The sequence below is a fragment of the Pelagibius sp. genome (assembly GCF_965249265.1).
GTDB lineage: Bacteria > Pseudomonadota > Alphaproteobacteria > Kiloniellales > Kiloniellaceae > Pelagibius.
Window position 1 is genome coordinate 1,215,332 of the sequence record NZ_OZ252224.1, and the last position, 23,893, is coordinate 1,239,224.

Genomic DNA, 23,893 nt, shown 5'->3' on the forward strand with positions numbered 1-23,893 from the left:
AGGAGAACGACCATGGCCGTCATCAATCGCATTGCCGAGTTTCACGAGGAGATCAAAGGCTGGCGCCGCGATCTCCATGCTCATCCCGAAACCGCTTTTGAGGAATTGCGCACCTCCGACTTCGTGGCCGAGAAGCTGGCCGAGTTCGGTATTGAGGTGCATCGCGGCCTCGCCACCACCGGCGTTGTCGGCGTGCTTGACGGTACAACCAACAAGAGCGGACGGGCCATCGGGCTGCGCGCCGACATGGACGCCCTGCACATTCATGAACTGAACGAGTTCGATCACCGTTCGCAGAACGAGGGCAAGATGCACGCCTGCGGCCACGACGGCCATACCGCGATGCTGCTCGGCGCCGCCAAGTACCTGGCCGAAACCCGCAACTTCGATGGCCGCATCGCCTTCATCTTTCAGCCGGCCGAGGAGAACGAAGGCGGCGGCCGGGTGATGGTGGAAGAGGGCCTCTTCGAAAAGTTCCCGGTCGAGGCGGTCTACGGCCTGCACAACATGCCGGGCCGCGAGGCTGGCACCGTCGGCCTGCGGGCCGGGCCGGCGATGGCGGCCTTCGACATCTTCGAGATCACCATCACCGGCAAGGGCGCCCATGCGGCGATGCCGCACCTCGGCGTCGATCCGGTGGTCACCGGCGCGCAGCTCGTATCCGCCCTGCAGACCATCGCCAGCCGGCGCAGCGACCCCCTCGACCCGGTGGTCCTGAGCGTCACGCAGTTCCACGCCGGCGATACCTGGAACGTTATCCCGGAGACCGCGGTGATCCGCGGCACCGTCCGGACTTTCCGCAAGGAAACCCAGAGTCAGATCGAAGAGGACATTGCCCGTATTGGCGAATCGGTCTGCGCCGCCCAGGGGGCGACCATGGCCCTGCGTTACGAGCGCCGCTATCCCGCGCTTGTGAACAGCGAAGCCGAAACCGGCATTGCCGCCGCGGTCGCCGCCAAGGTCGTGGGGGCGGAAAACGTCGAGATCGGCGCCGAGCAGTTGATGGGCTCGGAGGACTTTGCCTATATGCTGGAAGAGAAGCCCGGTTGCTACATCTGGCTGGGCAACGGCACCGAGGGCGGCCCCGGCGGCTGCTCTGTCCATAACCCCCATTACGACTTCAACGACGAGGTCGCGGTGGTCGGCGCCAGCTATTGGGCGACACTGGCGGAATCGACCTTGCCGAAGGCGGGGTGAAGGTCCGGCTATTGACCTGAACGGATACTACGGGTTTGCGCCCGCCTGTTCCTCTAAGTCTTCCAGTATGGCCTTTGATTGCCGGCAGTCCGCAAGGCCGGGCTTGCAGACGAAATGCAGTGCTTTCGGATGCTTCGCGGTGCTTGCCGGGCTGGGAACTGTAACCAATGCAAGGTCGCCATAGGGGCCGCCACCGAGTCGGATCAGGCAGTCGATCTCGTTGGTCCTGACCAACTCAACATCGGTCGTTTGGACCACGTCTCGCACGTAGGGTCTCAGTCGGTCGCAGTGGTTTGGCCAGTTCGCCGGCAATACAGCCTGCGCTTTGGAACACAGACCGACATTGAACTTCTTGCCGTTCATGTTCGGCGCGATGGCTTCGGTGGCATCGGTCAAGTCTTCGAAGACCCGGGTGATCCGGGGCAGATAGGCCTCCCCTTCCGCCGTCAGAAGCAGACCCTGCGCCAGGCGGCGGAACAAGGCCACGCCCAAAGAGGCTTCCAGCTTTTTCACCTGTTGACTGACGGCGCCTGCGGTAACGCCGAGTTCGCTGGCGGCTGTCTTGAAACTCAGGTGCCGCGCCGCCGCTTCGAAAGCGCGCAGGGTGTTCAGCGAAGGTAGTCTGTAGGTCATCGTTTTTCTCCTCGGCGCAGAATGCCACGAAACGATGCCCCGGGAGACTCAGTATATCTATTCCTCCGACCGAGATTTCCTGAGTTGAGGGGCGGTCTTCCAAAGCGATAGCGTCGCCCTGGTTTAACGGTCCAGTGATGTCGGGCCGGTGATATCGGGCCGGTGATATCGGGCCGGTGATATCGGGAGTGCATTGGGAATGAACCAGGAAAAATCCAACTCGTTGCTGAGCAACGCCATCAAGGAGCGCGGAAGAATTTATCTCGAAGTCTTTCGGGAGCTGTCAAAGAGATATGGCGAGACCGAAGCGGTCAGTGTGATGCGCAGCGCCAGCCATGCGCAGGGCGCCGCCGTGGGCAAGGCTTTGGCGCATCTCGGCCCGCGTGACTTTGCAGGCATGGCAGAGAGCTTTGCAAAACCCCCTAACAATGGTGTGACCTATGCAACGGAGATCAGGCAGTTGGACGGCACCTGCCTGGAATTCAAGAACATGGCCTGCCCGCTGAAGGAAGCCTGGGTGGAGGCCGGCTGCAGCGATGAGGAGATCTGTACTCTGCTGCATTGTGCCTCGGCCTGGGATGAAGCCGCCCTGGAGGCCGCCGGATTCGACTATGAGCTGGAGTTGTGGTCGCCGGGCAAAGAAGGGTGCTGCCGCACGAAGATCACGGAAAGAACCGCTCCGTAAGCCTGAGGACCCTGAGCGCTGCGCCGGGCGCAATCTCCGCGGATGGCGAATAATTCGAACGTTAATGATTAACGTCTATTGTCTTGGTCGGACCGGGATAACACATCTCATGAGTCCCGTCAGAAACCCTTGCCGGCCAGCCGATGAGTTCAGATCCGATTCCCTTCCGCCGCCCGCCCGCACCGCCGCCTCCACCGGAGGAGAAGGGGGCCGAGCCGATGTTCAATCTGCCGCCGGCGACGCTTTGGCTCGCGGCCGTCATTGGCGTCAGTTTCTTCGTCGATCTGCTGCTGCCTGGCACGGTCGGGCGCATCTTCTTCGACAGTCTCGCCTTCAATTCCCTGACCTTCTGGCCGCCGGGCAGCGATCTGCCGAGTCTGACAGGCCTCTTGACGCTGGCGACCTATACGCTGCTGCATGGCGACTTCATGCATCTGGCGTTGAACCTGGGCTTCCTCCTGGCTTTCGGCAGCTACGTGGAACGCAGCATGGGCCTGCTGCCCTATCTGTTTCTATTTATCGTCTGTGCCGTTGCCGGTGCCTTGACCGAGTTTGCTTTCCGCGGCGGAAGCGAACTGGTTCTGATCGGCGCTTCCGGCTCGGTCTATGGTGTTACCGCAGCGGCAATCTGCTTCATGCGCGTCGATCCGCGCCCCGACCGCCGCCGCACGGCCCTCGCTTTCGTTGCAGTTCTGATGGGGCTGAACCTGATGCTCGGCCTCACCGGCCTTGGCGAGTTCCTCGCCGGCGCCCAGGTCGGTTGGAAGGCGCATCTCGGCGGATTTCTGGCCGGCTTACTGATTGCCCTTGCCTACTGCCGCTGGCGCCCGCCTTCCGCACCCGGGGGAAGAGCTGAAGGGCTGCGGGAGTAATACACGCGCCCCGCCGGGCCGTTTTCCACTATCCCTCTGCGTGCCCCAGAACGGTCACATCTGACCGAGCCTGCGACTGTGTATAACGCCAAGGCCCCGGCGCGGTCGAACGACCGGGCCGGGCGCTTAGTGGAACAGGCGGCACAACAGAGGGTTCATGGCAGCCTCCCTGGCGCATCCGAGCAAGCCCTTCACCGGCGACGACCTGCATCGTATCGACGTCTTTCTGAACGGCGGGCGCGACTATGTGCAGGGTACGCAAATGATCGCCCGGGCGGCCGAGATCCTGCCCGGTGGATTGGCGGAGACGGCGATCCTCACCACGGCGGCCTTCAAGAAGATCACGCGGAACAAGATACTCTGCCTGCGCGGGGATGCCGCGCCGCCCGAGGGGCTGGCGCTGATCGGCGATGCCGGCTTCAGAAAGGACGGCGAGACCTTGACCTTGCGCTTTGCCGAATTGGTGGAGCCTGCCGAGCGCCGCGACCTTCCGGAGAACGTCGCCTATGAACCTCTCGGGATGTTGAAACCTGACCTCTGCGGCGACTTCGCCTTCGCCGGGCTCAACAGTTTCGAAGATCTGCTGGTCCTGATTGTCCAGACGGTCAAGGCGGTACATGAAGCCGCCGGTCCCGGTGTCCATGATATCTGGTTCACCGGCTGCCGGAACGCTGCGCTGCCGTTGGCGGGCCCGCCAATGACCGCCGGCAAGCTGACGGTCCGGCATCTGCGGCTGCTGGGCCGTGCGCCTTTGTTTCAGACCATGTCGGCAGTCGACGTCGAGGGTGCGGGCGGCGACACGCTTTCCGCCATCGTTACCTTCGCTTTCCAGGCTCCTGCCTTCGAATTGGAGGGCTAGCCGCATGTCGCTTGAGGCGATTGCTTCGGCACTTCCCTCGATCCGCCAGGACGCTGCAGAGGTCGCCCGGCTGACCGGCGCCAAGGAATCCTTCATCAAGGACAAGGTGGGCCTGAAGCAGCGTTACATCCTGGCGCCGGAGGAAACCGGCGTCGGCCTGGCGGCAGCGGCCTGTGAGAAGCTGATGGCGGCGAAGGGGCTGAAGCCGGAAGCGGTCGATGTCCTGATCTTCGTGACCCAGACGCCGGACCGCAAACTGCCTCAGAACTCGGCGCAACTGGCCCAATGCCTGGGCCTGAAGGCCGGGCTTGCGGCTTTCGACCTGGCGCTTGGCTGCTCCGGATATGTATACGGGCTGCAGGTGGTGGAGAGCTTCCTGGCGGCGACCGGCTGTGAGACCGCTCTCCTGGTCACCTGCGATCCCTATTCGCGGATCATGGCAGCGGAGGATACGGCGACCAATGCCGTTTTCGGCGACGCCGCCACCGCAAGCCTGGTGCTGCGCCGCGGCGACCGCAGCCGTTTGGGGATCACCGACTTCGGTACCGACGGCGGCGGTGGTGAAGCCATCCGCATTGATGCCGGCGCCGCCCAGGCGCCTTCGGTGGCCTTGCAGGTCGACGACGTGGCGGCGCATGACCGTGATGCCCTGCGCTTGAAGATGAATGGGCGCGAGGTCTTCAACTTCGTGATGACACGCATTCCCGTAAGCATAGAAACCTGCTTGGCGCGTAACGGTCTGGCGCTCGACGAGGTCGACTGTTTTGCCTGCCACCAAGGTTCCCTCTACATGCTGCAGTCTCTCGCCAAGCGCGCCGGCATTCCGCCCGAGAAACTACTGATCAACATTGACCGCTACGGCAATACCGTCTCCTCCACCATCCCGATGCTGCTGGAAGCACAGATGGCCAATGGATCGATGGCCGGGAAGACGGTTTTGGTGTCGGGTTTCGGTGTCGGTCTCTCTTGGGCGACTTCCGTGATCCGCTTCGGCAGTTGAACGGAAGGCGGCTGCCGTATGTGCAAATCTCCGCAGTTCCTTTCCCCCCAAACAACATCCGGGTAACGCCATGACCGACACGATGACTGAAGACGCCACCCTCCTGTTGATCCGGGATTCGCTGAACAAGGTGGCTGAAGGGGCCGGCGATAAAATCACGCCGGAAACCGATCTGGTCGCAGAGGAGATCGTCGACTCTCTCGACCTGATGAACTTCCTCTTCGAGGTCGAACAGACCCTCGGCACCAAGCTCACCGCAGTTACCGAGGATTATGACGACTACCGCGTCTCCAGCCTGATGAAGGTGATCGCCGGGAACTGAGGGCGGGCCGGGGCCCGGTTTTACGATGCTCTCCAAGGGTCTCATGGCGGTGCTCCTGGGTGCTGCTGCCGTGCTTGCCGTCGGCCTGCTGATCGTCTTCGACAGTCTGGCGGTGCGGGCCAGCGGCCTCGGACACTCCCAACACTGCCTGCACGGCCTTCTGACCGGTGCGGCGCGCGAGGCAAAGGTTCTGGTCATCGGCTCGTCCAGGACCCGTCAGGCGATCGACCCGTCGCAGCTCGCCCGGTTCTGGAGGCTGCCGGAATCGGCGGTGGTCAGTCTGGCTCACCCCGGCCGCAGCTTTCGCCTGGATGCCCACTGGGTCGAACTGCTCACCCGCGAGAAAGGGATCGAGCTGGTCATCATGGAGGCCCAGGTCGGCTCCGCCGCGACACGGCGCCTGGAGCAGCGCATCGACCCGGCCCGTCTGGAGCGCCACGACCTGCAATTGGCCAGCGGCCGCTATCGTGAATTCTACGCCACCGCGGCCAGCTATCGTGACCTTCTGGGCTCGGTCGCAGAGTCGTCGCAGACGGCCCTGCTGCAGGCCTACGACAGCAGCCGCCTGCTGCTGCGAAAACTGGATCGCTCGACCAAGTTGCTCGCCACGCGCCAGGTGCAGAAAACGCTGTACCGCCCCGACCCGGCAATCGACTACAGCCGCCGCAACATCTGTTTTCTCGCCTCGGGAAATGACCCGGACCGGCAGAACGGGACGCCACGCCAGCAGGAGAAGAAGCGGCTCTTTGCGGAAGCCTTTCATGCCGCCAACCCCGATGGCTGGGCGGCAGCCGCGCCCGATGCGCCGGACTTTCTGCTCGACCCGGAGCGGGCACCCGACCGGCTGGTCTTCGGCCGTCTTGCGGAGCTTTCGCAGGAGCGGGGCTTTGCACTTGCCTATGTCTATATGCCGAGCATCTTCGTGCCGCCCCCGGACGACGCCTTTGCAGCGCGTTTCGAGCGTTCCCTGAACGCCCCATTGTTTTTGCCGCCGCGTGGGCTGTTGGCGGACTTGCAGGCCGATGGCTATTACGACAACTCGCATCTAAACCTGAAGGGAATCCGGCAGTTCACCGACTGGCTTAGTGATGCGATGCGTGCCCGCGGAGTTCTCCACCATGGTGGTTAGCCTCGAGGTCCTCGTTCTGGCTCTGCTGCTTGTGGTGCCGCTTTACTGGTCGATTCCCGTCTCTTTGGCGATGCCCGCGACGGCCGGCTCGGCGCAAGCCCCGGCGGCGTGGTCCGGCGGTGAAGTCGGCGTGATGGCGCGTCAGTTGTTGTTGATCGGCTTCTCGCTGCTGCTGCTTTTTTCGCTCAGCCCCTTGATTCCGGCGATTATCGCCTTGGCTTTTGGTGCCGTATTGCTTTTCAGGCTGGCGCAGCGGCGCGGCATCAGTCCCGAGCGGCTGAAACCACTCTCCTGGGGGCTCTTTGCGCCGCTGGCGGTGGTCGAGTTCCTGCCGGCTGACATGGTTGTCGGCGGGCTGTTCTCCGAGCGTGCGGCCGCGGTGCCGACACTGGTGAACTGGGCCTATCTGGGCCTCAGCTATTGTGCGATCAGAAGCTTCCTGGTGTTGCGTGAGGCGATGAACCGCGGGGGGCTCGATCCCTTGGCGGCGCTTGGCTGCCTGACGTTCTTTGGCAGTTACGTCGCCGGCCCGATCTGCGGGTCCAGGCCGTTCACCCGGGAGATGCAGGCGCAGACGCTTACCTTCGAAGCTGCGCTGCGCGCGGTCTGCCGTATCGGCTGGGGGGCGGCGCTGCTTCTGGTCATTGCCCCGAAGCTGGCGGGTCTCGATCTTGCCGGGACGATGGAGCGTGCCGGGCTCACCGCGGGGCAGGGGCTGCTGGCCTGGCTGGATCTCTACCGCGCTTTCCTGGTGCTCTACTTCGATTTCGCGGGCTATACCTCGATCGCCATCGGTGCGGCGCTTTTGTTCGGCATCACGCTGCCGGAGAATTTCCGCATGCCGCTCGTCTCCCGCTCCGTGCAGGAGTTTTGGCAGCGCTGGCATATGAGCCTTGGCGCCTTCATCGGGAACTACCTCTTCAAACCCATCGTGCGGGCGCGGGGCCGCCCGGCCCTGGCGATATTTTGCGCCTTTGTTGCCGTCGGGCTCTGGCACAACGTCAGCTGGACCTATCTGTTCTGGGGCTTCGGCCACGGCGCTGCCCTGGCGCTGCAGATGATCCTCAGCAAACGGATGGCCGCCGTCGCGTTGTACCCGGTGCTCAGGCTGCTGCTGCCCTGGGCCGGCTGGGCGTTCACCATGACCTATGTATCGCTGCTGTCTGCCATCGCCAACAGTTCGGGGCCGGCCGCCGCCATCGATCTGGTCCTGACGCTGGGAGGCCTGGGAGGATGAGAAGATCGGCGGGGGCAGGAGCGCGAGAGGGCAGGCTGGGCAGGTTGAAGGCCTGGGCGGCGCGCTATCAGGTCTATCTGCTGGGCATCATTGGCTGGGGCATCGTTCTGCTGTCCTATCCCATCGCCTGGCAACTGCCGATCTACGCCGAGTTCTGAGCGGCGCCCTCTGCGCTCTCGATGGCCAAGACCGGGCTCCCTGTCATCGCGAATCGACATTCAGACCCTATCTTTTCCAAGAACAGGGTACTTCTCTCTGCGGAAGATCAACTTTAAATAGATTTTTCTTTCTCCCTTTTATCGCGCTGGTCTTTGGAATGTGGAACGATCATTCGAAGACAGAGAGAGAAATATTATTATATACCAATCTATTAGGTCGCTCGCTCGAATTCGCAGGCTGCGCGGGATAACTGCTATAAGGAGTTTTTTTGACTCGCACTTCGCATTTTGCTTGTGCAATGTTGACTTGATGATTTGGTCAACTAATTCTAGTCGTATCGAAAATATCGCTCGCTTTATTGAGTAGTCGTTTCATTCATATTCGCGGCTGATCTGAGAGCTCCATTTTGGGGGAGTAGGAAATTGGGCGGCAGCCTCGCGGTGATCGGGATTGGCGCTTCCGCCGGTGGGTTGGAGGCGCTGCGGGAGTTCGTGGCGAACCTCGCCCCCGACGGCAGAACTTGTTACGTGGTGGCCCAGCACCTCTCGCCCAGCCATCGCAGCATGCTGATGGAGTTGCTGGCGCGGGAGACTACGCTGGAAGTGAAAGAGATCACCCGCAACCAGCGGCCGAACCCCGATATCGTTTATATCACGCCGCCCAATCGGCATGTTGAGCTTCAGAATGGGCAGTTGACCGTTCGGACCCCAAAGATCAAGGCTGGGCCGCAGCCTTCGGTCGATCTTCTGTTTGCCTCCCTGGCTCTGGAGTGTGAAGAGCGGGCGACCGGCGTGATCTTTTCCGGCACCGGCTCTGACGGGGCCAGGGGTATCCAGGCGATCAAGGCGGCCGGCGGTATCACCTTTGCCCAGGACAGCTCCGCCAAATACAACGGCATGCCGAATGCCGCCATCGGTACGGGCTGTGTCGATCTCGTGCTGTCGCCGTCGGAGGTTGCCAAGCGCCTCCCGCAATTGCTGGACAGTGGCCAGCGAGAGGTGCTGAAAGAGGACGATGGGGCTGGTATCAGCGACACTTATGTCGATATCTGCGCGCTTATCCGAACGCACACGAATATCGATTTCGCCAACTACCGCTCCTCTACCATCCTGCGCCGCCTCTCCCGCCGCATGAGCCTGTTGCATCTGCCGGGCCTGGACACCTATCTCGAGTTGCTGAACAACGATCCCGGCGAGATAGATCGCCTCGTGCGCGAACTGCTGATCGGCGTAACGTCATTCTTCCGTGACCCCGGTGTCTGGAAGGCCATGCAGCAGCCCATCGAAAAGCTGGTCGCGTCAAAAGACAGAGGCAGCACCATAAGGGTTTGGGTGCCCGGCTGCTCCTCCGGCGAAGAACCCTATTCCCTGGCAATTCTGTTTGCCGAAGTGATGCGCAAAGCCAAGAAGCGCATGAAAGTGCAGATCTTCGCCAGCGACCTGGACTCCAATGCCCTGGCGCGCGCCCGCCGCGGGATCTATCCGCCCTCGGTTGCCGAACAGATGAACACGACGCTTCTGAACCGTTACTTCTCGCCGATGGCCTCGGAGTTTTCGGTGAAGCAGGAGATTCGGGAAATGATCGTGTTCAGCCGGCACGATCTCATTCAGGATCCGCCCTTCTCCAAGATTGATCTGATCTCCTGCCGCAATCTCTTCATCTATTTCAAACCGGAGCTGCAACGCCGCATTCTGGAGCGCTTCCACTATGCGCTGAACAGCGGCTGTCTGTTGCTGCTCGGCAAATCAGAGGCAATCAGTGACCTCGGCGACCTGTTCGATCTGGTCGACCGGTCTCATAAGATGTTCCGGGCGGCCAGCTACAAGTGCTCACCTTTCAGGCCGAGCGCCTTCACGCCGATGAAAAACCCGCTGCCTCTGAGCGCCAAGCACAAGGCGGTGCAGCCGCGGTCGCGTGAAGCGCGCGCCAATGAGGCTATCGCCAAGCGTTTCGGTCCGCCGACGGTGATTGTCGACAGCGGTGACAAGCCCTTGCATATCGCTGGAGCCATCAAGCCCTATCTCAATGTGCCCATGGGGTCATCCCAGTTCGATGTGTACAGCCTAATTGACGAAGACCTGCGCGCTGAACTGCGCGCCCTCCTGCTGCGCAGCCGCCGGGAAAATGTCGTTGTCCGCAGCCGCCTTCACACCGCGGAGGTCGAGGGCGACAAATGGCAATATCGCATTGTCATTCATCCTTACCGCGACAACGAGACAGACGAAGAGCTCAATCTCATCGCTTTCATGACCGTAAGGGCCCTCCTTGAAGAAGAGGAAGGCGAGGTCGATGAAACCGGCAAGCACGACCAGGTCAAAGAGCTTGAGCATGAGCTGTTGGCGATGCGCGAGCATCTTCACACCATGGTCAACGAGTTGGAGACTTCCAACGAAGAGCTTCAAGCTCTGAACGAGGAACTGCAGTCTTCCAACGAAGAATTGCAATCGACAAATGAAGAGCTGGAGACTTCCAACGAAGAACTGCAGTCAACCAATGAAGAGCTGACCACGGTAAACGAGGAGATCGTGGTCAAGTCGGATGCCTTGACGGAGGCCTACTCCTTTCAGGCGTCGATTCTGGAGAGCATTTCCGACGCCGTTGTCGTTGTTGACCGGAACCTGGTGATCCAGCGCTACAATGCGGCGGCGTCAAGGGTTTTCTCGATTGACGAGCATGGTATCGGGGAGCCGTTGACGGCGCTGAAGGCGTCGTTTCGGCTGCCTGACCTGCGCAACCTTGTCGAGGACGTGATCCGCGGCGGCAAGCCGAAGTCGAAGTCGATCCGGGCAGCGCAGATTGAGAGCTATTTCGATCTTGCCGTACACCCTTGCATCAATGAAGGGCAAGCGGTCACCGGTGCCGTCCTGACGCTGCATGATGTCTCCCGCCTTGCCAAGGCGAACACGAAACTGCGCCGCAGCAGACGCGAGTTGGCTGAGGAAATGGAACTGCGCCGGGCGATCCTGGATAGTACGCCGGCCCAGATCGCGGTTCTCGACGGCCATGGCGTGATTACCCTGGTGAATGAGGCCTGGCGGGAATTCGGGCGCCAGAACGGCGGCACGGATGACAGCTTTGGCATTGGCATGAGCTATCTGACGGCTTGTGAGAACAGCGATGACGCCGCGTCCAATGAAGTTGCGGAACGCCTGCGTGAAATACTGGATGGGCAGGCGAAGCTCGCTGAGGTGCGTTACTCCTGCCACGCGCCGGACGAACCGCGTTGGTTCAAATGTGTTATGCGCCGGACAACGCTGCCGAACGATGAGGTGGGTGTGCTGATGATGCACATCAATATCGCAACGGAAATGCGGCTCCAGCGGTCGATGGCGACAGCGCGACAATTGGCCGAGGAGGCGAGCCTCGCCAAATCGAGTTTCCTGGCAAACATGAGCCATGAACTGCGTACACCGCTGAATGCGATCATCGGTTTCTCCAACATGATTGGCGAGGAGACCTTCGGCAGGCACAGCCATGCAAAGTATGCCGAGTACGGCAAGGATATCGGCAACGCAGCGGATCATCTCCTGGGCATGATCAACCACATTCTCGATCTTTCAAAGATCGAGTCCGGCCGACTGGAACTTGAAGAAGAGTACCTGAACCTGGCGGATTGCCAGCAGCGCGTCTTCAAGCTCTTCGAACAGGGCGCCAAGCTGAAGAACATCGAGCTGACTGCGAAGGTCGCCAAAGACTTGCCGAGGGTGAAAGCCGACCAGAGTGCCGTTCAACAGATCCTGATAAACCTGATCGCAAACTCAATGAAGTTTGTGGGTGACAAGGGAAAGATCAGTTGCAGTGCCCAGCTGCTGCGAAGTTCCGGCGATCTGATACTCGAAGTGATGGACAACGGCATTGGCATTGCGCCTGACGACATCCAGCGCATCACCGAACCTTTTTCCCAGGTCCGCTCTACCTTGACCACCAACAATTCCGGTGTCGGATTGGGGTTGTCTCTGGTCAAGGGTTTGGCCGAGCTGCATCAGGCCAGTCTCGAGATTGTGAGTGATATCGGCAAGGGAACCAAGGTTCGCCTTGTCTTTCCGGCCGACCGTGTCGAGCAGGTCCGAGGTCGGCTAAAGAGTCAGCCGAAAAAGCAACCGCAGTCCGTAGCCGGCAGCTAACGCCAGATTGAAACGGGCGAGCATGCCTATTCGCGCGTTTCGATGGCGCGCGGGTCCAGGGCGTCCTGCAGCCCGTCGCCCAGGAAGTTGAAGGCGATGACGGTCAGGAAGATCAGCAAGCCGGGGTAGACAGCCAAAACCGGCGAATCCCAGATCAGCTCCTGGGCATTGGTGAGCATATTGCCCCAGGACGGTAATGGCGGTTGAATGCCGAGGCCCAGAAAGCTCAGAACCGATTCCAGCAGGATTATCCCGCCGACTGAAAGCGTGGTGGCGACAATGATGGGCGAGACCACGTTGGGCAGGATGTGGACCAGCATGATGCGGGGCGCCGAAGCGCCCAGAGCTTCGGCGGCACGCACGAACTCCCGCGTCCTCATGGAAAGCGTGGCCCCGCGCACCAGGCGGGCGACGGTGGTCCAGCCGACCAGGACGATCAGGGCCACCATGCGATAGATCGAGACGCTTTCCGAGGCCACGAGATCGCTCGGCAGCCCCAACTTGTTGAGATCGACGGCGGCCAGGATGATCAGCAGCGGCAGGATCGGGAGGGCGATGACGCCGTCTGTGAAGCGCATCACAAGGCTGTCCAGGCGTCCACCGTAGTAGCCGGCGAGAATGCCGAGAAAGGTGCCGATGACGGCTGAGCCGACTGCCGCGGTCAGCCCCACGATCAGTGAGACCTGGCCGCCGTAGAGCAGCCGCACCAGCGTATCGCGCCCCAGCTCGTCGGTTCCGAGCGGATGCTGCGCCGAGGGTGGTTGCTTGGTGTTGAAGAGGTCGACCAGATTGCCGTCGACGCCGAGCATCGACTCGATCAGCGATGCCGAGGCGGTGAGCAAAGATAGAAGAACAAGAAACACGAGACTGACGACGGCCAGACGGTGAGCGAAGAAGCGCCGCCAGAATATCTGCCTGACCGTCAGCGCGGCGCTGCCTGCAAGGGCGGCGTCCGCTGCGAGGACGGGAGGCGCCTGTTCGCTCATTGATAGGAAATCCTCGGATCGAGCCAGGTGTAAGCGAGATCCGCAAGGAGGTTCGCCAGCAAGGTCGTCAGGGTCGCCAGCAGCAGACCGACGAGCGCCACGTTGTAGTCGTTGCCGACGACGGAATAATAAATCGTCTTGCCCATGCCGAGGTAGGCGAAGATGGTCTCGGTGATCAATGCGCCTGAAAAGAGATTGCCCATCTGTAAAGCGAGAATGGTAGCGACCGGTATCATTGCGTTGCGCAGCACGTGGCCGGTCAGGATCTGCCGGCCGCTGAGTCCCTTGGCCCGGGCCGTACGCACATAGTCCTGGCGCAGCGCCTCGATCGCCGCGGCCCGCATGAAGCGGATCACGCCGCCGATGGTGGCGATGGTGAGGGCGATGACCGGCAACACGAGGAAGCGTTGGTCGGCCCAGAAATCGCGGCCTTCACCCATACCCCCGGCGGGCAGCCAACCCAGAGTGACGGAGAACAGGATGATCAGTAGGATCGCGAGCCAAAAGGGCGGGATCGATATGCCGGCGAAAGCCAGCAGGTTGATGCCGTGATCCACCAGGCCTTGCGGACGGGTTGCCGCGTAGATGCCGGCGGGCAGGGCGATGGCCAGCGCCAGAACAAAACTGAGGCCCATGAGAATGATGGTGTTGCCCAGACGCGGCAGCAGGATGTCCAGCGTCGGCTGGTTATAGAGGCGCGAATAGCCGAAATCGCCCTGCAGCGCCGAGCCCAGCCAGGTCATATAGCGTTCCGTGATCGGCCGGTCGAGACCGTAGAGCGCGCGCAGGCGCGCGGCATCCTCCGGGCTCATCTCGGGATCGGAGAAGATCATTACATCGATGGGATCGCCGGGCATCAGCCCGATCAGACCGAAGATCAGGGCCGACATGATGGCCAGCACCAGAAAGGACTCCGTCAGCCGGCGTGCCAGGTAGGCAAGCATCGCGGGGCCCCCTGCTCAGCGGTCCTCGACTGTCCAGTTTTCGACCCAGAGCGATGAGGTGGCCATCTGGCCGGTCGGGCGCACACCTCTCAGCCATTTGGGCAGCACATAGGCGTTGGCGCGCCAGTAAAGCGAGACGACCGGCACTTCCTCGGCGTAGATCTGTTGAACACGCGCCCACATCTCTTTGCGGGTCGGCCGGTCGAGCTCCACGCCGATAGCTTCGATCAACTCGTCCATTTCGGTGTTGCGAAAGCCGGTGTAATTCTGGCCGGACCAACCGTTGGCCTCGTTGGGGATCTCTTCGGAGTGCAGGGTGCTGCGCGGCACATGTTCCGGTCCCTTGCCCCAGGCAAACATCGCAAGGCCGGTGAAGCGGCGGTGATGGACGGTTTCGCCGAAGAAGACCCGCGCCGGTTCATTGCGTACCCGGATATCGAGGCCGGCCTGCCGCCATTGACTCTGCAGTACCTGCTGGACGAGCTCGCGAATCCGATTGCCGGCGGTGGTCATGAACTCGAGGCGCAAAGCTTCGCCCGCTGCATTGTGCCGGATCCCGTCGCGGATATCACTCCAGCCGGCGGCGTCCAGCAGCTCCCCGGCCTTCTCCGGATCGTGGTCATACATCTTGATGTCGGGGGCGTAGACCCAGTCGAGTGGAGAGACGCCGGAATGGGCGACCGGCTGGCGGCCTTCGAAGAGCCTTTGGCTGATCGCTTCGCCGTCGATGGCATAGACCAGCGCCTGGCGGACCCTCTTGTCCTGCAGGATCGGGTTCTCCAGCATCAGGTCGATGTGTTCATAAAGCAGGCCGGGTTCGTAGATGATCTGGTAGTCATCGCCGTGGCGCTTCTCAAAAGCCAGGGCTTGATCGAGCGAGAGGCCCAATTCACCGGCGATCATATCGACGTTCCCAGACAGCAGGTTGGCTTCCAGGGCGGTGGTTTTCTCGATCGTCAGCAAGGTAATGCGGTCGAAGACCGGCTTTTCCCCCCACCAGGACTCATTGCGCTCCAGGACGATGCGTGACCCGGGCACAGCTTCGACAATGCGGTAAGGTCCGAAGGCGAGGCCCGGATTGGTCGGATCGCTGTCGAAGGCGGTGCGGTTTTTGTAGTCGTCCGGCGCGGCATCGAAGATTGGTCCTTCGATATGGGCCGGCAGCAGCTTGAAGTCGTTGATGGCCGCATACTCAAACGAAACACGGTCGGCATGCATAACGAAGGTCTTGTCGTCGATCACATCGATCGAAAGAATGCGGCGGTAGAGCTCCAGATTGCCGATACCGGATTTCTCGTGTCGTCCGACTTTCCAGGTGAAGACTACGTCTTCTGTGGTGATCGGCGTCCCGTCGCCCCAGGTCGCCTGCGGCTGGATCCGATAGGTGAGGGCGATGCCGCGGCCGTCGCCGGCGCCCTCGACGCCTTCCGGCAGATCCTCCGGCACGGCGGTGCCGGCTTCGATGGACGGCAGTTCGACACAAAGCATGCAGACCAACTGCCACTCGTGATCGTAAACCGTCATCGGGCGCTGGGTCATGGACATCACATAAGACTTGGCAGTCGAGGCCTCCATGTTGGGGTGCAGGGTCGTGGGATACTGTGAGAGGCCGATGCGCAGCTCGGTCGCGGAGGCAGTCGCGGAGCCCGCGAGGACCATGATGATCGACAAAATCAGCTTTCGCATCCCTACACCCCTTGTTTGACCTGTCCGGTCGCTCCGCCCAGCATACCTGGGCGGTCTGGTCCACAGTCTAGCCGACTCCGGGACGAAGGCGAAGGGGATCGGTGTCTAGAGCCAGCCGCGCTCTTTGAAATAGCGCAACGCGCCTTCATGTAAAGGCGCCGAGAGGCCGTCGCGCACCATCAGTGCAGGCTGCAGGTCAGTGAATGCCGGGTGCAGACTTCGGAAGCTGTCGAAATTGTCGAAGACAGCCCTTGTTATGGCGTAGACCGTTTCGGCGTCGACCTTGCTGGAGGTGACGACGGTGGCCTTAACCCCGAAGGTCCGTACATCGTCCAGGTTGCCGGAGTAAAGCCCGCCGGGGATCGAGGTGAAAGCGTAATAGGGGCGCTCGGCAATGAGCTTTTCGATTTCCTTGCCGGAGACCTCTGCAATCATCGCGTCGCAGAGCCTCACCGCCTGTGCGACGGAATCATTGGGGTGGCCCACGGTATAGACCATTGCCTGAACCCGATCATGGCAAAGTGCAAGAGACTGTTGGCTTGCGGGTAGTTCATCGGTCAGGCTGAACGACCTCTTGTTCCAGCCCATCGCCTCCATAACCACTTCCATGGTGCCGCGTTGGCCGGAGCCGGGATTGCCGATGTTGACCCTTCGGCCCTCCAGATCGCGGAGGTGCCGGATTCCGGAGTCCCGCCGTGCCACAAGCGTAAAGGGCTCGCCGTGCACTGAGAATACCGCGCGCAGATCCGGATCGGGTTCGGCGGTGGTGAAGCGGCTGGTTCCCTTGACCGCATGGTATTGCCAGTCGGACTGTGCCACAGCCAGTTGCAGCTGACCGCTGCGCAAGGCCTGCAGGTTTGATATTGATCCGGCTGTCGAGGGTGCATCGCAGGCAATGCCGTGGTCGGCCTGGGTCTGATTGACCAGCCGGCAAATGGCGCGGCCGACCTGAAAGTAGACGCCCGCCCGGCTGCCGGTCCCGATGGTGACTTTGTTGTCGCTGGCCCAGGCGGGTGTGCCGATCGGCAAGGCAAGGCAGATCAGCGACAAACAGATGTAGAGGCTGCGCCAGCCCGACTTGAAGGTCCGCAGCAACACGACAAGCTCCCCTATGCTTCCCCGAACGCTGCCCGCGACTTCCACGACCCCTTGGGGTTTGTGGGCAGCCGGCGGATCACAGCGCTGATCAGGAAAGACTAGAGCATGTTCGGGCGATTTGGAACCTTTTGGCCCTTGGCCACGCTGTTGCGTCTGGGCCGCAATGCCTAGGACGGATTTCCGGGGTAAGCTCAGGCGGTCAGGGCCCGGTCCCAGTCCATGATATCTTTGTAGAGGGCTGCGAACCGTTCATCTTCGCGCATTTCGAAGAGCGGGTCTTTCATCGGCTTCAATTGATTGGCGATCGCATCCCAGTCTTCGCGTTTCAGGCAGCGTTGGGCGGCCGGGAAAAAGTGCTTCTCCTCCATCATGATGTGATGCCGATAGGCGTTCAGGAAATCCTGGGCGACTTTCTTGACGGCTTCGCGCTCCACAGCGATGTCTTGCTCCACGGTGCGGATTGCGGCGGCGAATCGCCTGGTCACACTGGCGAGTTCGTTGTGCTCTTCGCGCAGATCTTTGAGGCCGCCGAGTGCTTCCGGATCGCGTGCCCGCAACCGGTCGAACATCAGATCTTCCAAGGGGTGATGGTGAAGGTCGGGGTAGGAAAGACAGTAATAAAGAATACCGTCCAGAATCTCGAAGTCGACCGCTTCGCCCTCTTCGAAGCGGGCCAACTGGCGCTCTAGCGCGTCGAGCAACTTGGTTAGCCGCGAATGATCGCTGCGCAAGGATTCGATGACGCCGGCCATGATGCTACCTCTGCCTTAGAAAGTCGTTTGTTAGCGATTTCACCCTAGGATTGCGGACTTTGTGGCGCATTGACTTGCGTCAAGGCTTTTCGAGGCCTGCTGCGGGCCGGAACGGGAGACTTTTCGCTTCGCGCGGCGCGGGCCGGAGTGATAGCGTTCGGGCGCATCGTGATCAGGCTGTCATGATCCTGCAATGCCGTTTGGCCCGAAACGCCGAATGCCAACCAACAAGGACAGCGCCAGGAGGGAGAGTGCCGCAAGGCGGCACGGAGACTCTGGAGGCCATTAGGTTTTGCTTTATCACGCTTATGAGTTGACCCACGCAGCGGTACAGCCTTTGCGAATTCAGTCGGATGCCATGCGCCGGCTTTATCGCAGCGCCCTTAATCCGGTTGCCTACACGCCGGTCGGAAAGGCGGTGGCTGCCGCTTGCGAAGTCTTTGAGAATGTGACCCGACGCTATCGCAAACCTGAATGGTCTATCGACGCGGTTGAGATCGATGGGCAGGCGGTGGCGGTCGAACCGAAGCTGGTTTACGGCAAGCTGTTCTGCGATCTGCTGCATTTCAAACGCGATGCCGAGGCGACCGCGGGACGGAAAGACCCGAAGGTCTTGATAGTCGCTCCGCTGTCCGGCCACTACGCGACCCTGCTGCGCGGAACCGTGAAGGCGATGATTCCCGAGCATGAGGTTTTCGTCACCGACTGGCGTGACGCTAGGCTGATGCCGCTGGCTTACGGCCGCTTCGATTTGGACGACTTCATCGACTACGTTGCCGAATTCATTCGCTTTATCGGACCGGATACGCATGTGATTGCGGTCTGCCAACCGTCGGTTCCCGTCCTGGCGGCGGCGGCGGTAATGGCGGCCCAGGGCGACCCCGTCCAGCCGGCTTCCATGACGCTGATCGGCGGACCGATCGACACCCGGCGTAATCCGACCGCGGTCAACGATCTCGCGGCGTCAAAGCCGCTGTCCTGGTTCGAGCACTCGGTCATTTCGACCGTGCCTTTTCCGCATCCCGGCGCCTTGCGGCCGGTCTATCCGGGTTTTCTGCAGCTGACCGGATTCATGACCATGAATCTGGAGCGGCATATGGATGCCCATGCCGACCTTTTCCGTCATCTGATCGAAGGTGATTGCGATTCTGTCGAACAGCATCAGCGCTTCTACGAGGAGTACCGCTCGGTCATGGATCTGACCGCCGAGTTCTACCTTCAGACCATCAAGACGGTTTTTCAGGACCACGCCCTGCCGGAAGGCAAGATGCGCCATCGCGGAGAGTTGGTGGATTGCGGTGAGATACGCAACACGGCGCTGATGACGATCGAGGGCGAACTGGATGACATCTGCGGTCTCGGCCAGACCGAGGCGGCTCACGACCTTTGTCGCAACATTCCGCAGGACGACAGGCACCACTATGTGCAGAAGGACGTCGGGCATTATGGTGTGTTCAACGGACGCCGCTGGCGGGAAGAAATCCAACCCCGGCTGCGAAACATGATCCGGACGACGGAGCAGAGGCGCCAGAGACTGCTTTAGCCGGAAGTGATATGTGTCTGTTTGCCGGCGCCTGGTCGCGGGCCGCGCGGCTCGGCGCAGAGGGCCCGGGTTTGATGTTGTGGGTTTAGGCGCTGCGCTTCTGCAGCCGCTCTGCGGTAAGCGGTTCTGCCCTAGCCTCGGTCTTTGTCGAAGCAATGCCCTGACGACTGTAACGCCAGACGGCAGCCGGCGGAATATTGTCCATCACCCAGCTGGCGCGCTGCGCCTTCAGGCCCAGGCGGGAGACGATGCGCCGCGAAACGGGGGAGGCGGGACCATAAGTGAATTGGACCAGCGCGCCTTCCTCGCCGAGCACCGCCATCGCCTCGGAAACGATCTGCAGGCAGATGCGATCTGGGATCGACAGCAGCGGCAGGCTTGAGACGATCCCCTTCACCTTGCCGATGCCGGCGGCCTTCAAGAGGCTGCGCAGATTTGCGGCATCGCCTTGAAGAACCCGGACGTCGGGGAAACGCTCTGCGATCACACGATAGAATGACGGATCCCGTTCGATCACCGTGATGTCGCCGGGCGCAAAACCGGCGGTCCGGAGGGCGGCCGTGATGTTACCGGTCCCGCCGCCGAGTTCGATAACCGCGCCTTCGCCATCACGGTCGATCTCCGCAACCATGGCGGCGGCCAGGCTCTTGCCGCTGGGCACGACCGCGCCCACGGCCTTTGGGTTCCGCAACCAGCGGCCCAGAAAACGTATGTTGCGGCGCAGGGATGTTTTCCCCTGATTTATCGGCATTTGCGGCCCAGTAAAGTTAACCATACCGAAGTCGGCCGTACCCCTCTCTCAACCGCCCTGTGGAGGTCGGGGAGGAAGAGCGCAAGGCGCCGGCGACTCCATTGTTCGCAATTCTACAAGCTGTATATGGACTTTGCCGAAAGATCCACAAGTGATCTTCCTGTGGCCGCCCCCGCTTCTGCCGGCCTGGCCCTGAACCGGAAAACGGCGGAAGCTCCGAAAAAAGCCTTTTTTGGGCCTCTCTCGGAGCTTCCTAATTTACCGTCATGGTTCCCCCCGGATATTCGACGCGTAAGGGTAGAAGATCAGGCTTCGATATTGACCCTCTGGCCTCGGTCGGGATCCGGATAGGGAAACCTCGGAGAAGGATCCTTCTGTGCCGACTCCACAGGCCTTGCCGAATCCGGTTTGGCGGCAGCAGGCGCCTCGGGCGCCGCCGTCGACTGAACCGAACCGGTATTGGCCAGCGGCACCGGTGCTGGTTGGATCTGCATTTGAACCTCCTACAGTTCAGGCAGTTACTCTGCCATACACATATAATACATCGAGGTGTTTAAGTAAACATTTAAATAAAAGTCCAATTTATACTTATTTATCTAAAATTTTACGCAAATTATCGCCAAATATTTGAGTAATTCTATTGAAGATCAATTGATTTTACAGGTAATACTTGCTGTGACTGCGCCAGAGCGTTCTGTGGGCCGGGAATCGAGACACCAAGGCCGGCGGAGGACCCCTTGCGAGGCGAAATGCATCGTTCGCGTGCCTGCGACAATCGCTTTTCACCAAAACAGCGATATGTCGAACTTCCAATCAACCGCTACATATAGTATATGTTAATCAATAATTAACTTTCGCTGGTAGGTACGGAGGCATAGTCTTTCGTATCTGAGGTGATCGGAGCCGTTGGCGTTGCGTCGGGCAATGAAGCGCCAGCAGGACTAGGCTCTTGTCAGTTTTGGGGGAGCAGGCGGTTTGAAGGTTGTTGTTGTTGCGTCTCAAAAGGGCGGTTCCGGAAAGACAACGATTGCCGGTCATCTGGCGGTCCAGGCTGAATTAAGCGGGAACGGCCCGGTGGGATTGATCGATGTCGATCCCCAGGGCAGCCTCGCGGACTGGTGGAACGAAAGGGCCGCACCCAACCCATTCTTTATTCAGACCGCCGTGCCGCGCCTCGCGGCGGACATCAGAGAGTTGGCGGCTCATGGCATGGAGTTGCTGGTGATCGACACGCCGCCGGCGCTGACCGGCACAATTGCCGATGTGATCCGTGTGGCTGATCTGGTGGTGATACCCACCCGTCCCAGTCCTCATGATCTGCGTTCCATCGGCGCGACCATGGAACTGGTTGAGCATCTCGGCAAACCCCTGGTCTTCGTGGTCAACGGGGCGGCGCCGAGGGCCAAGATCACTGCCGAAGCGGTTTCCCTGCTGTCCCAGCACGGCCCTCTCGCGCCCTCCATCATCCACCAGCGCGTGGATTTCGCCGCCTCGATGATCGATGGCCGCACGGTCATGGAATTACCGGGCGAGTCGCGCTCTGCCAAAGAGATCGAGGCGCTATGGGACTACCTTGAACTTCGGCTCTCAGGCGGGCGGCGGCGAAGGCCTGTGCCCATGATTCCGGCCAGTGTCGCAAAGGCGGCCCGAAACAATCAGATCAAGGTTGAGGGCAGAGCCTGAGATGACCCAGGCCAAGGCGGCTTCGCTGACGAGCGCCCTCTTCGCGCGCAAGGGCGCTGCATCCCCGGCCGATTTGGTAATCGCCGAACTGGAAGAGGGGACGGGCGCGAAGGCGTCGATGCGAAAGGCGCGTTCAAAGGAGCGCGGCGGCGAGTCCGCCCAGCGGAAGAAGGCGAGGCTTCCCGAAGTCGAACAGGAACTGCCTCTGCTTGCCTTTGTCGATGCCCAAACCTCAGAAGCAGAAGCTGTGCCGGCAGCGCCGGCAGAGGCGTTCGCCACTGCCGATCATGCTCTCGCCGACCCTGCCCTCGGCGAAGACGATCATCCCGATCCAGCCGCCAGCCTGATGGCCCACCGGCCGCTGGCCTTCGGCGGCAGCGGGTCAACGCCCCATGCGGACGACAGCGCTGAAATCCCGGCTTCCGATCGCGAAAGTCTCGAAACTGAAACCCCCGCCGTAGCCGCTGCGGCTGAAGACGAAAAGGCGCAAGAGGTTCCTGCTGAAGAGACAGCGGTCGCAGACGCGATTGTTGTCGCTGCGCAAACCGATGATGAAGCGGTCGAAGCCGTTCCGCTGGAGGAACGGGAGGCGTTGCCGGTTGTTGGGGAAGACGAAAGCCAGGCCATCGCCGCGTCCTTGCCTGCTCCGGCAAATGAGACCCCGCCGAGTGAGACCGAATCGGACGATGGGGGCACTGTGCCGGACGTCCAGGCCGAAGGTGTCGAGGCCGCATCGCCCGAGGCCGCATCGCCCGAGGCCGCATCGCCCGAGGCCGCATCGCCCGGGGCCGACGTTGCCTCGGAGGATATGCAGGCAGACGCTGCGCCGAGGGATGAGGTATCGGCCGAGGCGGCGACTGCTTCGTCGTCGTCCGCGCTCAGTGATGATCCGGCTTCTGCGGCGTTGGCCGGACAGAAAGAAGCCTCAGGGACAACCATCCGGACTGCGGGAAGCGCAGCGTCTCTTCCCGTCGAGTCTCAGGATGGAGAGCGCGCCACCGCCGCGGCGGCGCCTGCCGTACGGCAATCCGTCGATACCCTGGCAGACCCCAAGGATCGCGAAATGCCCGACGCGGCTGCAGGCAGCCGGGCAGTCCTGGCGGCGAAACGCAGCGCAGGTCTTGTCGGTTCGCCCTGGCGTATGGCGGCGGTAATCGCCCTGGGGGTGGGGCTCGGACTGGCGGGTTATGCGCTTTGGCCAAAGGAGACAAGCGAGCCGGAACTGGCGGCGGTCGAGCCAAGTCCCGATTCCACAGAGGCGGCAGATGCCGCGCTCCAAAGCACGGCGCCAAGAGAGGCTGGCGATGCAGCGGCCGCCAACGCAGAGGTCGATGCAGAGGTTGTCCAGACGGCCGCCGGTCCGGTTACGCAGCCTGCCGCCTTGGCTGACGGCAACAGTACCCTTGGCGGGCAGTTGTCTCAGCCCGAGCCTTCCTTCGACGTCATTCGAATCGAACCCAATGGCCAGTCGATCATTGCGGGTCGTGCGGAGCCTTTCAGCGAGTGGATCCTGCTGAACAACGGAGAGCCCATCGGTTCGGTGCAGGCGGACCTGAACGGCGAGTGGGTCATCCTGCCCGATGCGTCTCTCATTCCCGGCGCCAACGACTTCAGCCTGGTTCCCAAGACCGAACGCGGCAAGGTTGCGATCCCCGCCGCGAATGAGGCGCCGGCCGAGGCCATAAAAAGCGATCTCCCGGAGAGCGGCCCGCTGGCCCCGCGCAGTGAGCGTTCGCCCTCTTTATTGGAAGAGAAACTCGCGGCCTTGGGGCAGGATACGGCTTTGCCCTTGCCGCGGCTGAAGCCCGCCGCTGGCGATGCGAAGGCGGCATCTCTTGGGGTCCGGATCTCACCTGACGGCGGCTATCAGATCCAGATCGCCTCGGTGCGGCAAAGCGCTGCGGCGGAACGTGAACGTGTCCGCCTGGTCGATGTCTATCCGGTTCTGCTGGGTGCTCTCGGCCTGCAGGTGCAGGAGGCCAGCATAGACGGGGCGGGCGTTTTCTATCGCCTGCGCTCGGGACCGATCGCCGATCTGGCCGATGCCCGGGAACTCTGCCGTCAGCTTGAATTGCGTGGCCAGAGCTGTCTGGTGGTCGTGCGGGCCGGCGATGACGCGGTCCCCAACCCCTCCGGGGTAAACGCGGTCCAGCCGCTGGCGGCGCCGGGTCTGTCCTCGACCCAGCAGGCCGAGAACCCCGACTGATCAGTCAGGATCGGCTGTCCCGGGCGC

At 61.5% G+C, this 23,893-nt stretch carries 20 protein-coding genes; 13 read left to right on the forward strand and 7 right to left on the reverse strand.

Features of this window, described 5'->3' with window-relative positions:
- Positions 1-12: 12 nt before the first annotated feature.
- Positions 13-1,197 carry a M20 aminoacylase family protein gene (locus tag ACP146_RS05895; RefSeq protein ID WP_422365839.1) on the forward strand — a complete coding sequence of 395 codons (1,185 nt, stop codon included), beginning with the start codon at positions 13-15 and terminating at the stop codon, positions 1,195-1,197.
- A 27-nt stretch (positions 1,198-1,224) separates the two neighbouring features.
- Here ACP146_RS05895 and ACP146_RS05900 read toward each other — a convergent pair whose 3' ends face one another.
- Positions 1,225-1,830 carry a LysR family transcriptional regulator gene (locus ACP146_RS05900; protein ID WP_422365840.1) on the reverse strand — a complete coding sequence of 202 codons (606 nt, stop codon included), beginning with the start codon at positions 1,828-1,830 and terminating at the stop codon, positions 1,225-1,227.
- Positions 1,831-2,029: 199 nt separating this feature from the next.
- On the opposite strand from ACP146_RS05900, the gene ACP146_RS05905 reads away from it, so the two are divergent.
- The 9 genes from ACP146_RS05905 (at position 2,030) to ACP146_RS05945 (ending at position 12,217) form a co-directional block, all read left to right on the forward strand.
- A complete protein-coding gene (locus ACP146_RS05905) occupies positions 2,030-2,515 on the forward strand; it encodes an L-2-amino-thiazoline-4-carboxylic acid hydrolase (protein ID WP_422365841.1) in 486 nt (161 codons plus the stop codon).
- 143 nt (positions 2,516-2,658) lie between these two features.
- A complete protein-coding gene (locus ACP146_RS05910) occupies positions 2,659-3,387 on the forward strand; it encodes a rhomboid family intramembrane serine protease (RefSeq protein WP_422365842.1) in 729 nt (242 codons plus the stop codon).
- A gap of 157 nt (positions 3,388-3,544) precedes the next feature.
- Entirely contained in the window at positions 3,545-4,246 is a 702-nt protein-coding gene (locus tag ACP146_RS05915; RefSeq protein ID WP_422365843.1) for a hypothetical protein, read from the forward strand.
- A gap of 4 nt (positions 4,247-4,250) precedes the next feature.
- On the forward strand, positions 4,251-5,246 hold the full coding sequence (locus ACP146_RS05920; RefSeq protein WP_422365844.1) for a ketoacyl-ACP synthase III: 996 nt from the start codon (positions 4,251-4,253) through the stop codon (positions 5,244-5,246).
- 70 nt (positions 5,247-5,316) lie between these two features.
- Positions 5,317-5,568 carry an acyl carrier protein gene (locus tag ACP146_RS05925; RefSeq protein ID WP_422365845.1) on the forward strand — a complete coding sequence of 84 codons (252 nt, stop codon included), beginning with the start codon at positions 5,317-5,319 and terminating at the stop codon, positions 5,566-5,568.
- 43 nt (positions 5,569-5,611) lie between these two features.
- Positions 5,612-6,697, forward strand: coding sequence for a hypothetical protein (locus ACP146_RS05930; RefSeq protein ID WP_425032312.1), 1,086 nt, complete (start codon positions 5,612-5,614; stop codon positions 6,695-6,697).
- Positions 6,687-7,934 (forward strand): MBOAT family O-acyltransferase, encoded by a 1,248-nt coding sequence (locus tag ACP146_RS05935; protein WP_422365847.1) that lies wholly within the window; start codon positions 6,687-6,689, stop codon positions 7,932-7,934. The genes ACP146_RS05930 and ACP146_RS05935 overlap by 11 nt, the downstream gene beginning before the upstream one ends.
- Entirely contained in the window at positions 7,931-8,092 is a 162-nt protein-coding gene (locus ACP146_RS05940) for a hypothetical protein (protein ID WP_422365848.1), read from the forward strand. The genes ACP146_RS05935 and ACP146_RS05940 overlap by 4 nt, the downstream gene beginning before the upstream one ends.
- A 423-nt stretch (positions 8,093-8,515) precedes the next feature.
- Positions 8,516-12,217, forward strand: a complete 3,702-nt coding sequence (locus ACP146_RS05945; protein WP_422365849.1) for a CheR family methyltransferase — start codon at positions 8,516-8,518, stop codon at positions 12,215-12,217.
- A 26-nt stretch (positions 12,218-12,243) separates the two neighbouring features.
- Here the strand turns inward: ACP146_RS05945 and ACP146_RS05950 are convergent, their stop codons facing one another.
- From ACP146_RS05950 to ACP146_RS05970, 5 genes are all read right to left on the reverse strand, one after another.
- A complete protein-coding gene (locus ACP146_RS05950) occupies positions 12,244-13,203 on the reverse strand; it encodes an ABC transporter permease (protein ID WP_422365850.1) in 960 nt (319 codons plus the stop codon).
- Positions 13,200-14,147, reverse strand: coding sequence for an ABC transporter permease (locus tag ACP146_RS05955; protein ID WP_422365851.1), 948 nt, complete (start codon positions 14,145-14,147; stop codon positions 13,200-13,202). The genes ACP146_RS05950 and ACP146_RS05955 overlap by 4 nt, the downstream gene beginning before the upstream one ends.
- A gap of 15 nt (positions 14,148-14,162) precedes the next feature.
- Positions 14,163-15,833, reverse strand: a complete 1,671-nt coding sequence (locus tag ACP146_RS05960; protein ID WP_422365852.1) for a peptide ABC transporter substrate-binding protein — start codon at positions 15,831-15,833, stop codon at positions 14,163-14,165.
- A 105-nt stretch (positions 15,834-15,938) separates the two neighbouring features.
- The gene (locus ACP146_RS05965; RefSeq protein ID WP_422365853.1) at positions 15,939-16,931 is read right to left on the reverse strand and encodes a TAXI family TRAP transporter solute-binding subunit; all 993 of its coding nucleotides are present in this window, start codon (positions 16,929-16,931) and stop codon (positions 15,939-15,941) included.
- Positions 16,932-17,122: 191 nt separating this feature from the next.
- Positions 17,123-17,683: a hemerythrin domain-containing protein gene (locus ACP146_RS05970; protein ID WP_422365854.1), complete on the reverse strand. Its 561-nt coding sequence runs from the start codon at positions 17,681-17,683 to the stop codon at positions 17,123-17,125.
- A 292-nt stretch (positions 17,684-17,975) separates the two neighbouring features.
- Here ACP146_RS05970 and ACP146_RS05975 point away from each other — a divergent pair, with 292 nt between their 5' ends.
- Positions 17,976-19,226: a polyhydroxyalkanoate depolymerase gene (locus ACP146_RS05975; protein WP_422365855.1), complete on the forward strand. Its 1,251-nt coding sequence runs from the start codon at positions 17,976-17,978 to the stop codon at positions 19,224-19,226.
- Positions 19,227-19,311: 85 nt separating this feature from the next.
- On the opposite strand, the gene ACP146_RS05980 is transcribed toward ACP146_RS05975, so the two are convergent.
- A complete protein-coding gene (locus ACP146_RS05980; RefSeq protein ID WP_425032314.1) occupies positions 19,312-19,977 on the reverse strand; it encodes a class I SAM-dependent methyltransferase in 666 nt (221 codons plus the stop codon).
- Positions 19,978-20,952: 975 nt separating this feature from the next.
- Between ACP146_RS05980 and ACP146_RS05985 the strand changes: the two genes are divergently transcribed.
- Together ACP146_RS05985 and ACP146_RS05990 are read left to right on the forward strand one after the other, a co-directional pair.
- Positions 20,953-21,660 (forward strand): AAA family ATPase, encoded by a 708-nt coding sequence (locus tag ACP146_RS05985; RefSeq protein WP_422365857.1) that lies wholly within the window; start codon positions 20,953-20,955, stop codon positions 21,658-21,660.
- A 1-nt stretch (position 21,661) separates the two neighbouring features.
- Positions 21,662-23,866, forward strand: coding sequence for an SPOR domain-containing protein (locus ACP146_RS05990; protein ID WP_422365858.1), 2,205 nt, complete (start codon positions 21,662-21,664; stop codon positions 23,864-23,866).
- Positions 23,867-23,893 lie beyond the last annotated feature (27 nt).